This is a genomic window from Arachidicoccus ginsenosidivorans, assembly GCF_007971385.1.
Classification (GTDB): Bacteria; Bacteroidota; Bacteroidia; order Chitinophagales; family Chitinophagaceae; genus Arachidicoccus; species Arachidicoccus ginsenosidivorans.
The window spans coordinates 1,814,663-1,827,085 of sequence record NZ_CP042434.1 but is presented as its reverse complement, the minus strand read 5'-3'; the positions used below and the strand labels follow the sequence as shown (position 1 = coordinate 1,827,085).

Annotated in this window: 8 protein-coding genes; 6 read left to right on the top strand and 2 right to left on the bottom strand. The window is 42.1% G+C overall.

Going from position 1 to position 12,423, the window contains the following annotated elements:
• Positions 1 to 18 precede the first annotated feature (18 nt).
• On the top strand, positions 19 to 1,743 hold the full coding sequence (locus FSB73_RS07505; RefSeq protein WP_158639456.1) for a right-handed parallel beta-helix repeat-containing protein: 1,725 nt from the start codon (positions 19 to 21) through the stop codon (positions 1,741 to 1,743).
• 81 nt (positions 1,744 to 1,824) lie between these two features.
• On the opposite strand, the gene FSB73_RS07500 is transcribed toward FSB73_RS07505, so the two are convergent.
• Both FSB73_RS07500 and FSB73_RS07495 read right to left on the bottom strand, forming a co-directional pair.
• The gene (locus tag FSB73_RS07500; RefSeq protein ID WP_146780916.1) at positions 1,825 to 3,666 is read right to left on the bottom strand and encodes an acyl-CoA thioesterase; all 1,842 of its coding nucleotides are present in this window, start codon (positions 3,664 to 3,666) and stop codon (positions 1,825 to 1,827) included.
• Positions 3,667 to 3,861: 195 nt separating this feature from the next.
• Positions 3,862 to 4,365, bottom strand: coding sequence for a rhodanese-like domain-containing protein (locus FSB73_RS07495; protein ID WP_146780915.1), 504 nt, complete (start codon positions 4,363 to 4,365; stop codon positions 3,862 to 3,864).
• 336 nt (positions 4,366 to 4,701) lie between these two features.
• Between FSB73_RS07495 and FSB73_RS07490 the strand changes: the two genes are divergently transcribed.
• The 5 genes from FSB73_RS07490 (at position 4,702) to FSB73_RS07470 (ending at position 12,392) form a co-directional block, all read left to right on the top strand.
• Positions 4,702 to 5,772 carry a BT4734/BF3469 family protein gene (locus FSB73_RS07490; RefSeq protein ID WP_146780914.1) on the top strand — a complete coding sequence of 357 codons (1,071 nt, stop codon included), beginning with the start codon at positions 4,702 to 4,704 and terminating at the stop codon, positions 5,770 to 5,772.
• Positions 5,756 to 6,574, top strand: a complete 819-nt coding sequence (locus FSB73_RS07485) for a PI-PLC domain-containing protein (RefSeq protein ID WP_158639455.1) — start codon at positions 5,756 to 5,758, stop codon at positions 6,572 to 6,574. The genes FSB73_RS07490 and FSB73_RS07485 overlap by 17 nt, the downstream gene beginning before the upstream one ends.
• Before the next feature lie 247 nt (positions 6,575 to 6,821).
• Positions 6,822 to 7,370 carry an RNA polymerase sigma-70 factor gene (locus tag FSB73_RS07480; protein WP_146780912.1) on the top strand — a complete coding sequence of 183 codons (549 nt, stop codon included), beginning with the start codon at positions 6,822 to 6,824 and terminating at the stop codon, positions 7,368 to 7,370.
• A 198-nt stretch (positions 7,371 to 7,568) separates the two neighbouring features.
• Positions 7,569 to 8,771, top strand: coding sequence for a FecR family protein (locus FSB73_RS07475; protein ID WP_146780911.1), 1,203 nt, complete (start codon positions 7,569 to 7,571; stop codon positions 8,769 to 8,771).
• Positions 8,772 to 9,020: 249 nt separating this feature from the next.
• The gene (locus FSB73_RS07470) at positions 9,021 to 12,392 is read left to right on the top strand and encodes a SusC/RagA family TonB-linked outer membrane protein (RefSeq protein WP_225974582.1); all 3,372 of its coding nucleotides are present in this window, start codon (positions 9,021 to 9,023) and stop codon (positions 12,390 to 12,392) included.
• Positions 12,393 to 12,423 lie beyond the last annotated feature (31 nt).

The window sequence follows — 12,423 nt, the reverse complement described above, 5'->3', positions numbered from 1 at the left end:
GTTGTTTTAATTAGTATAATGAGCTGTCTGCTGCCGTGGGTAAAGGCAATCGGACAAAAAAGCTTAGGGGCAAAGGCACCATGGCCAGTAACTACCTACGAGGCAGAAAATATGACAACCAGTGGCAAATTGTTAGGGCCCGTTTACGGGCCTTATCAGGTTCAGACTGCTTCTTCAGATCAAATGTGCGTGGCCTTAAAAGGGGCAAATGCATTTGTTGCCTTTACTGCGCAGCAAAGAGCGAACGCCATGGTTATTCGCTATAGCCTCACTGACGGGGCAAGTGGTGAAAGCAGGCAAGCGGGCTTACTGATCCTGATTAATGGCAAAGCTGCAGCTCACGCTGCTATCTGTTCAAAATATAGCTGGCTTTACGGGGATTATCCTTTTACCAATCGGCCCCAGGCGGGCAAACCCAGAAATTTTTATGATGCGTGCCGTATCAAAGCTTTAAGCATTGAACCGGGTGATCAAATAACCATAAAACTGGAGGGGACTCCTAAAGACGCTTCTTCTTGCATGATCGATCTGGTGGACCTGGAAAATGTCCCGCCACCGCTGAAGGCGCCTCAAGGCGCCATCTGGCTGACTGATGCTCGTTTGGTCAGTGAACAGACCAGCGCAGGAGATTATACGGTGGCATTAAGAAAAGCAATCAACCTGGCTTTAAAATCATCCAAAAAGGTCTGGATCCCAGCAGGCGTTTATCAGATCTCTGGGGACATTTTATTGCCTTCTGATATCTGTATTCAAGGTGCTGGTATGTGGTATACCAACTTTGTGGGTGATAGTGCCAATTATCCGAACCCCCAAAGGCGGGTTCGGTTTAAAGGAGCGGGTGATCATATTTATTTATCAGATTTTTCAATTACCGGTAAGCTGGATTACAGATCTGACGAAGAGGAAAACGACGGTATTGTAGGATCATTCGGTACTAATTCAACGATTAGTCGGCTTTGGATTGAACACACTAAAGTGGGTATGTGGCTAGACAATAGCAGTCATCTAACTATTGAGGGTTGCCGGTTGCGTAATACGATTGCGGACGGCATCAATCTTTGGGTGGGTGTAACTAGTACGGTGATTGAAAACTGTAGTGCCCGTGGCACAGGTGATGATTGTTTTGCCATCTGGCCCATGGCCAGTGCTGCGCAAAAATACCAACCAGGGCATAATTTAATTAAGGACTGTACGGCTCAGTTGCCTTTCCTGGCAAATGGGATAGCGATATATGGCGGAAATTCAAATCAGGTTCGGGATTGTCTTTTGGAAGACATATCAGCGGGGTCTGCTATTTTATTGAGTACGACTTTCCCGACTAAAAAGGGAGCGATGGATAATAATTTCAGTGGCAAAACAAGGATAGAAAATTGCCGCATATCTAAAAGCGGAGGTTTTGATCACAGTTGGGATTGGCGTGGCGCCGTGGAATTCTGTCTGGATAAAAAAAATATAACTGGAATTGTGCTCAAAGAATTAAGTATTGACAGCAGTCTGTCCAGTGGGATCCATATTATTGGGCATACAGACAATGGAACTATAACAACAAATACAGATACCTTATTGAATTTTCAGGGCCGCATGGACAATATACGTATTGGGAAATTTGGCCTTGGCACATCAGTCAACACGACTGACGGCTTATCTGTCACCGGGCCGGTAGGTGGCGTATTGGAGTGCCAAAATACGCAGCTGAATAAAACGGAGCATAAGGCCTCCAGATTATTGATAAAAGGGGATTGAATGGAGCGGCTGCGTTAGTTTAAACCAGTGCTTTAATAACAGTGGCTTTCGCAGGCCGTTATTAAGTACCGTTAAGTAGTCTTAAGTTGTAAAGGGTGTAAAGGCTGCTAGTACTTCGCCTGGAATATCGATTTGCTCATAAGTATCTGTCTTTACAAATAGTAGCGACTGTGTGCCTTTGCCCAACAATCTTTCTTTGTGATCTACAATGAGGTGTTCCAGAGTGGCAAATTTGCGGTTAAAGTTTTTTACCCTGATCTTTACTTTAATAATATCAAATTCCCTGGCCTCCAAGGCAAATTTGTGTTCAAAAGACCTGGTCAGGATTAAAAAAGCTGTTTTCTTTAAATCAAAATCAGGGAGGCAGTAATTAAAGAACAGCTCTCTGGTTTTACCCACCCACATGGCATACATACCAAAATAGACATTCCCGACTGAGTTTGTATCGCCATAGGTGGCCCTGAATGCATGTACATACCATTTATCCTGCACATACTCACTGGCAATATTATCCGCACCAGGGACGGAGGAGGTGGCAGCTGTGATAGAGGGCATTTCCAGCGTGTCGATTGCGGCCGAAGGGTGGCTTGACGCATCAGCAGGCTGCTCCTTGTTTACCTGTGCAGGGATTACTGTTTTTCTTGTTGCCAGCCAACCGCTGGTCAATACAGGGATCAGGGTGCCAGCGATTAAAAGGGCTGGTTCCATATGAATGTAACCAAGTCCTGCAAGGACAAGTGAGAGGCAACTGATGGCAAATATTTTTGTTTTGGGTAGCTGCGTAGTAAGAGTTCTTTCTCCTAAGGTGCTGATTATAAGCATTATGGCATAGGTTACAAAATAGGTTGCATAGAAAACCATAAAGTATTCCAGTTCCAGATTGACTTCAATGGCGATAAGGGCCGTTACAGCGCAAGCCACAAATAATGGTATCGGAGAAGTCAACAGGCTTTTAGGTAAAATGGAATACAACATATTTTTACCTTCCTTTACATGTTGTTGTAAATGCCATTTGACCGCAATATATCCACTGTCAAGGGTGGTGATGATACAAATAACCAGAAACGCAAAATACGCCAGCGGCAGCCAGCCTGTGGCATGGGTGCCATTTTGTGAAAATAACCTGGTGATCATGTCCTGCGCATAATAGATGCCGTCTATCCCTTTTCTGGCATAACTGCCCGCCCCATGCTCCATGGCCCAAAGTGTCAGATTGCCATGGAATAACAGGATCGCGAAGAATAAAATTGCCCCGACTAAGTAGCTGCCAGTAATGGAGGTCTTTTCCTTATGCATCTCAATGGCTCTTTGCCACTGCTGCAAATCCAACCAGGGCCCGGTAAAGAATCCCACACAAACAGGGATTAAATATCCCCAGAAATTGAGGTCGTTTTTAGGGGCGGCTGTATTTAAATCCAGCGGGGATATGCTGTTTTTTGTCGTCCAGATATAAATTCCCAGTATAATTAGAATAAGATAGAAAAATGCGTGACTGTATTTGATTTTTTTGATACCAAACTGTTCTCCCAGTAAAAAAGCTATGGCCAAAAGAGCAATAACGACAAATAATAATAATAAGATCGGATTAGACAAATCCAACGCCTGGAAAAGATAACGAGTGAGCGCAAATATGGTCAGTGATAAGGCAATAAACTGGTAGAACAGAAAAACGGAGGAGATGCTGGAAGACCATTTTTGAAAAATACTTTCTAAGGATTGCCCGGGTTTTGCCTTTTTGGCAATATAAGCGGTTCCCGCGCCAAAAAGAAATAGCCCGATGGCATTGGGGATGGCAAAGGAAAGCAGACCAGTTAAGCCAAACTGGAAGGTAAATTGAACAGCGAAGAAGAGCCCGAGTCCCCAGGTCCAGGATAATGCTACAGAGGTTCCCCAAAATAGAGATTTAGAAGCAGATGATTTCATAGTGAACTAGGACATTACATATGCCCTTATGATAATTTTAATTGATATGTTGATGATCTGGACTGATAAGTATTTTGTATCACATTGTTATCAGGGGACGCCCGTCCTTTTTGATCGGTAATTTGGCCGATCTAAGTGGGCACCAGTGCAAAAGTACGCAATTTTAATGGGAGGTTGTGTGCATGATTTCCCGAATTACTGGTTGGTTGGATAGCCTTTGTCCATCCAGTCTGTACGAATATTGTGCGACAGATTTAATAGTTTGGCTTTGGTAAAATGCATTTCTTTTAGCAATTTAAAGGCTGGCCGGACATTTGGACAATGTGCAAAGGGGCAACAGCCACAATAAATGACGATCTGTTTGTCTCTGGGCAGATTTTGTAATTGTTGTTTTAACTTTTCCAGATGTTCTTTTTCAGAGGCCGGCCCAATATCGACTGATCCTTTGATCAGGGCAGCCGGGCCGATACTCAAAATAAGCGGCAGCTCATTTTGGGCACCGGTTTCTAAAGTACGCGCCAAATCAGCCGGGGCCAGCAAATCAGCTGTTGTCCAGCTTTCCTGCTGCAGTTGTTCAGCTGCCTGGCGCTCTTGTTGCGCCAAGGCGCCTGCCTGACTACTGAAAGCCGGCAAAAGAAATATTAGCAGAAAACCCCAGGCTGCATTTAAAAGAATTTTTTTAAGTGGAATATAGGTCATGTTGTGTTTGCTTTACCGCTCTTTATCTTATCTGTCTGTTTTTTTAATGTTTTTGTGGAAAACAGGCATAATACCCGCAAACCGTAAAATTACCGATTTGCCGGTAGATCGTGTCCATAAATAGCTAATTTTAACAGCAAAAGTCCGTTTTAAGGTTTAAATGTAAGCAGCGATTTTGGCTGTCCCTTCAAATTGCAATACCTTTCCTCATGTAATCTGGTAACGAATCTGGTATGATTTGACAATAAAAATATATTTAAAGGCTGCCGGCTGTTAAAAGTGGCGGTTCTGAACTTGCAAATCGTAATATTTAATATATAGTTTCATTAATAATATATGGACACGAAACACCTTTTGTCACTGCCCGTAAGTCTACAAAATAAAATCTGGCTCCCCATTGAAACAGAAATCAGCATTAATGAGGCATTAAGTATTATTCAGGAGGGAACATTGGAAACCGAAGTAGCGGATATCCGGCGTTTTCTTATAAATGGAGATATGGAATCCTTTTCTATGTATAAACGCAGTCTGCCGGCTGTTACTTTTTGTGGCTGTTTTGATCATCAGCGTAAAACAGAGACCCTGAAAAACTATAATTATGTTTTAGTGCTGGATATCGACAAGCTGGATGTAGATATGCTGGATACAACGGCTGCAATACTGCAAGAAGATCCCTATGTATTCTCCTATTGGCGCTCACCCTCTGGGAAAGGTTTTAAAGGGTTGGTTGCACTGGAATATAGCTTTTTGGTGAAAAAGAACACCATTGCGGCTACCCATAAAAAGGCTTTTCAGAAAATAGCCCAATATTTTTATGATCAGTATGCACTGGAACTTGATGAAAGTGGATGTGATATTACCCGGCTTTGTTTTCTTTCCAGTGATCCAGATCTGGTCATTAAGCAGAAGATCAGCCCATTTGTAATAGCTGCAATGGATCTTAGTGTCCAATCTAATATAGCAAGCAGACCAGCAGCCAGAAATCATGGGCCGCATGAATCATTTGGACAAGAAATGCGGGAGGATAAAAGGCTGTTACAATTTAAAAACCAGCCGGAAGAGAAAAGAGAACTGGAAGCGGTGATTGATTATTTGAGAAAAAATAAGGGGAGTATCACGGCTACTTATGAACAGTGGTACCGGGTGGCCTATGCATTAGCAGAGGCCTTTACCTATAAAATTGGCCTGGATTATTACCTGGCTCTTTGTGCCATGGACGGCAGTCACTATGATGAACAGGCATCCAGAGCCATGTTTTATTATTGTTATAAGAACGGCGATGGTCGGATCAAATTAAATTCTTTGCTATACTATGCAATTAAACAAGGGTTCGTACCACAGGGACGGTCAAAAGACGCCCAGAGGAGTCAGCCTACAGCCAAAAAGAGCAATGATGAACTTTCTTAAATGGACCAAAAGGCAATTGTTTTTATTTTTTGGAGGACTACTACTGGCGGGATGTGGCAGCAGCCATAACAGCCAAACCCATAAGGTGGATGCCAAGCCGGGATATACTGTCCAAAACGCGCATTCGCATAATGATTACGCACAAAAGCATTTTTTTAGTGAGGCCTATAATGCGGGGTTTGGTTCTATGGAGGCAGATATTTATTTGGTGGATGGGCAGCTACTGGTTGCGCATAACAAAAAAGATATTGACAAGACCAGAACCTTAGCGGCTATGTATTTGGCGCCGCTAGCCCAGAAAGTCAGGCAAAATAAGGGTTATCCCTATAAAAATCATCAAGACCAATTGGAGCTTCTAATTGATTTAAAGGACGCTAAGGATAGCCCGGCCTACAGCAAGGCGGTGCAACTTATTGAATCTTATAAGTCTTTGGCCAGTAGTAGACATCTTCGTTTTACATTTACGGGCAATATCCCAAGCGACCAGAAAGTGGCAGGCGCCACAGGCGCTTTTTATTTTGATGGGGTTCCGGGCAGAAGCTATAGCGCTTCGGCCCTGAAAAGAATTTATATGCTAAGTGATAATTTTGCGCATTATTCAAGCTGGAATGGAACAGGTTCTATGAATACTAAGGATTATCAAAAATTGTTAAAGACGGTAGAGACGGCCCATAAAGCGGGGAAAAAGATCCGGTTTTGGAATGCACCGGATAATCCGGCTGCCTGGAAATTAATGGAAAAGCTGGGTGTAGATTATATTAATACGGACCAAATCCAGCAATTATCCAATTATTTACATTAAAATATAGGTGAATTATAACTTGTTTATAATCAGCTGAATATTTTATATTTTGGAAGGCCAGGTAAAGATTGGATGCTGTCTATTATTTTTTATAAGTAATACTTATTGAAAAGGTGGAATTTTTGATAATGCGGCGTTGTGTATCATTTGGTTCGACAGATTTGGAATTGCATTTTTCCTAAAGAACAATTGTTTGTACTTTGCCCATGATTTTAGGCAATCTTCCTGCAATGATTGAAAAAAGAGGTTGGATCAACATCAAGCGGCATTAGACGGTCCGGATGGTCTGGGAGCCTATGAAGCTATCTTTCATATGGTATTTGGAGATCTGCTGCGCTTTGCTGTGTCTATTGTTCATAGTATTGTTCTGGCTGAAGAGGTCGTGGCAGACGTCTTGATTCAGATCTGGCAAAAAAGGTATGAATTAAGCAGTGTACATGATTTGCGTTTATATCTATTTACCAGTACTCGTAACAGGGCTATTAATTATCTTAAAAGTAAAAAATTAGGGGTCACCCAGCTTTCCGAGTTGGGGGAAGACTTTTGGGATAGTGCCAGTCCCCAGCTAAAATCAGCGGAGCTGGATCCTGAAGCTTTAATTGAATATGCCGAATTAAGTCAAAAGATCACCGCAGCAATTGGGCAACTGCCAGCCAAATGCAAGTTGATTTACCAACTTGTCAAAGAAGATGGATTGAAATATAAGGAAGTGGCTGATTTATTAAGCATTTCTGTTAAAACAGTGGAATCACAGATGGCGATTGCCTTTAAAAAACTCCATCAAGCCTTGGACTAAACCAGGCTTTTTTATTTTATAATTCTCTGGAAATTAAAATCTTATTCTTTTCTAAAGCGAAATCCTTAAAATATTTTTGCATTTTTAGGGGTTTTGTTAATTCTCCTTGTCATTATGTTATAGTGAAGGCCAGCGCTATCAGATACATGCTGGTCCTGCGATGAAGATATAAATAGGATATAACTAGCGACAAAGAAAATGATGGATAACGATAAGACAGTCAGACTTTGGACCTTACTCAGTAAGCAGGAGCATGGGGAACTTTCAAATGAGGAGGCACCCGAGCTGGAAAGCTTACAGGCAGATCCACTCAATCAGGAGGCACTGGCAACATATGCCATGTTAAAAGATTATTGGAAAAAACTTGCCCTGGAAAAAGGACCAGACAGTGCTGCTTATTGGCAAAATCAACTCATCCGACTACAGGCTGTGGGTGAGCAGGCAAAAGAACAATCAATGCCCAACCAGACGACAGAAAGTCTTTATGATCCTGAAATAGCTATCCGTCCCAAATGGTATCTACGTAAGGGCGCCTGGCTAAGTGCAGCAGCGGTCGCGCTGCTGGCCATTTGTCTGAGTCTCTTTTTTAAGCACCAAAATAATCCCGGTAACGACAATGAACAGATTGTGGTGATTGTTCATAATGGAGATCAAAAACAAATTAGTCTGCCGGATGGAAGTAAGGTATGGCTCAATAGCGGTAGCCAACTCACTTATAATAAATATTTTACGAATGCGCCAGTTAAGGAAATAACCTTAAAGGGAGAAGCCTTCTTTGATATCCGACATGATCCGAACCGTACTTTTATTATTCATACCGAATATCTTGATATCAAGGATCTGGGTACTCAGTTTAATGTGAAGGCCTATGAGGATGAAGATAAAATGGAAACCAGTTTGCTCAATGGCTCAGTTGAGGTTTATCTTAAAAACCATCCTGAAAAAATGATCCGGTTAAAACCCAATGAAAAAGTTGTTTTTGATACAAAGATCTTGAAACAGGGGAAGTTTAGCACTAGTGCCGATGCTGGTGACCTGAAGCAAAAAGGACTGCGGTTGGATTCTATTGAGAATCGAATAGGTGGGCCAGGAGCACTTGCTGCTACCGGCTTTTATATTGCGCCATTAAAGCCAAAAATTAAATCAAAAGGGGACTCCATTGTACTGGAAACCGCCTGGATGCAACATCAATTGGCCTTTAGCGCAGAGACTTTTAATGAACTGGCCAAAAATATGGACCGGTGGTATGATGTCCAAATAAATATTACAAACCCAGAAGTAGGCAACTATATATTTTCCGGAATCTTTAAGGAAGAGAATATTCAGGAAGCGCTCAGTGAATTACAAATGATCCAGCCTTTCCAATTTGAGATTCGGGGGCGGCAAGTACGTATTTATTAATGACAAGGAAAACCTAAAAGAAGAACCCTTAAGTATTATTTAATCTGTAAACTGTTTGAAAAAATGAAAAAATTACTGTGGCTACAGGACCCTGTACCTTTCTGAACCAACGAAACTTAAACCGGTAAAAAAAGTACGAGGAATGTTTGGACCCATTCCCCGTACACAGGTAGCTGCAAACTACCTGCTTGTGGACGCCCTTGACAGGCGCACACCATTTTCAATTAACATTAAAAACTTATCGAAAGTATGAAAAAATGTTCGTTTCATAGGGGGTATCCTGCCGGGAAATCCCATCTAAAAGTAATTCTCTACATGAAGCTCAGCGTGTTTTTATTATTGGTGACCTGTTTACAAGTGTCGGCCAAAACATATTCCCAGAAATTGTCGGTGAAATTTAAAAATGCCACCATAAAGGAGGCATTGTCTGATATTGAGCATAAGGCTAATTGTCGTTTCTTTTATAGTGACAATCAATTGCCTGAAAACACCTTGGTCAATTTAAAGGAGAAAAATATCCCATTGGACGATCTTCTAAGTAATTTATTTGCCGGCACAAGGCTTAATTACAAAATGCTGGATAACAGGGTGATTATTATCTCCAGGTCCATGGCAGAGGCACAGATTAAAAAAGTGTCGGGTACGATTAAAAATGAAACCGGACAACCACTTTCTGGTGTCAGTGTTCAGATAAAGGGTTCTAACAAGGGCGCTATCACAAACGATAACGGTCAGTTTTCACTTGAAGTGCCAGATGATGCCATATTAGTTATCAGTTATGTCGGGTATCAGTCTCAGGAGGTGTCCGTGGCCGGTAAAACAACGCTGGATATTGCGATGCAACCGCTGGCCGGATCAGGTCTGCAGGATTTGGTAGTAACGGCCCTCGGTGTAAAGCAAACGCAGAAGTCATTGTCTTACAATGTACAAAGTGTGAGCAGTGAACAGCTCAATACGGTGAAGACAGATAATATGATGAATTCCCTGAACGGCAAAGTGGCTGGCCTTACGATCTCTCCCAGCGCCTCCGGCGTGGGTGGTTCAGCAAAGGTAATCTTAAGGGGTAGTCGTTCGGCTAATGGGAATAACCAACCATTATATGTAATTGATGGTGTGCCTATTACCAACTCGGCAAATGCCAATGGTCAGCAAAATGGTACTTTTGGCGGCGGTCCTGATGGCGGGGATGGTATCTCCAACCTGAATCCAGAAGATATTGAGAGCATTTCTGTATTGGAAGGAGCCTCCGCAGCTGCCCTATATGGTAGCCAGGCGCAAAACGGTGTTATTTTGATTACCACCAAAAAAGGGAAAGCAGGCCATGCTGTCGTACAGATCAATAGTAGTTTTTCTGTCGACCATATTGCTTATCAGCCTAAATTTCAGAATCATTACGGCCCGACAGATGGAGATGGTTTTCAGAGCTGGGGCGCAAAAATTTCAGGGGCTGCTTCAAATAACCTGGATCAGTTTTATCAAAATGGCACAAATGCGACCAATTCAATCAGCTTTTCTGCCGGATCAGATAAGGCGCAAACCTATATTTCTTATGCCAATGTCACTGCCAGAGGCACTGAACCTGGTAATAAACTCTCCCGTAATAACTTTAACCTGAGAGAAACCGGACATTTTCTAAATGACAAATTAACCGTCGATGGTAATATGATGTTTGTCAGTCAGAAAATAAATAATAGCCCGGCGCTGGGTTTATACCTGAATCCACTGACCGGTTTATATCTTTTCCCCAGAGGAGTAGATATTTCTCCATTTAAAAACGGGTATCTGAATCCTGATTCTATTGGCGAAGCCAGGCAAAACTGGCCAGAAATCGCAGATATTGAACAGAATCCCTGGTGGGTCCTGAATAAGGATATCAGTGTAGCTAACAGAAACCGCATTATCCTGAGTGGAAATGTTAAGTACGATTTTACCAAATGGCTCAATATCCAGTTAAGGGGTAATGTAGACCGCACTTCTGACCGTTTTGAAAATGATCGTTATTCAGGTACCAGTAAGGTATTTGATGCCAATGGTAACGGGTATATGAATCTAAGTAATCAGACCTATACCCAGAAGTATGGGGATGTTATTGTAACCATTAATGATCCAAATGATGCTGCCAGATTTAAAGTCGGCGGTATTGTAGGGGCCAGCATCACTGACCAGAAACTAGAGGGTACCGGAGTGGCAGGAGAATTATCCACCCGAGATTTTTTCTCTACCGCTAATATCATTGTGAGTCAACCGGGCACAACGACAAAGTCACTGAGCGATGCCATGCCAGTGACTCCTAATCACAGTCAGTTACAGTCTATTTTTGCCAATGCCAATTTATCCTATGATAACTGGGTATTTTTAACCCTGACTGGCAGAAATGACTGGTCATCCAATCTGTCCTATACACCTAATTTTTCTTATTTCTATCCTTCTGCAGGGTTATCTCTGGTCATTTCTCAGGTATTGAAAATGCCAGCATATGTGGATTATGGAAAGATCAGAGGTACTTATGCACAGGTCGGTAATACCGTACCTCCTTATCTGACCAAAGTCCAGAATACACAAAACAGTTCTGGTCAATTGCAGTTTAATACGGCAGCAGCCTTTACGGATCTGAAACCCGAGAAGACCAATTCCTTTGAGTTTGGTACTGATTGGCGTTTTTTCAAAGACCGCCTAAACCTGAGTGTAACATATTATAAGACCAATACCAAAAATCAATATATCCCCATTCAGCCCGCAATTTCTTCTTTAATCTCAACAGCGTATGTCAATGCCGGCAATATCCAGAATACAGGTATTGAATTTACAATAAGCGGAGATGTTATTAGAAATAAAGACTTTACCTGGAATACTGGTTTTAATGGTGCCAGCAATAAAAATGAGATTATTGATCTGGATGGAAAAGACGGTATTAATCAATTTATCCTGACAGGTAATGGAAATAATTCTTATCAATCTATTTTAGAGACAGGTGGTTCCTATGGAGATATCTCCGGTATTGTCTTTAAAAGGGATGATCAGGGTCGGATTATCTTCAATGGAAGTGGTACCGATGCTGATCCTTACCGTCCGGAAAGCAATGGATTTGGTTTTATAGGGAATCCCAATCCGACCTTCCAGCTTGGTTGGAACAACAGCCTTACTTATAAAGACTTTACACTGAGCTTTTTGGTAGATGGTCGTTTTGGTGGTCAGGTGTTGTCCATGACGCAGATGATTTTGGATCAGTATGGGGTATCCAAAGAAACCGGAGATGCCAGAGACCGGGGATATGTCGCTGTAAATGGTGTGGACGGATCAGGAAACGCGGTTTCCAAAGTCGATCCGCAGACCTGGTATGGTGCCATTGGCGGTCGTTCAGGCATTTCTGAACCTTATATTTATAGCGCTACTGTAGTCCGGTTGCGTGAAGCTTCCTTAGGCTACAGTTTACCTATTAAAAACAGTTTTTTCCATAGCATAAAGGCGTCTTTAATTGGTCGCAACCTGATTTATTTCTACAAAAAAGCGCCATTTGATCCTGAGCTGACGATGTCTACCGGTAATGGATTGTCCGGCGTTGATGTTTTCAATCAACCGGCCACCCGTTATATGGGACTCAGTCTTAATCTAACCTTTTAATGCAAATGCTAAATACGAAAAAATTAAAGAT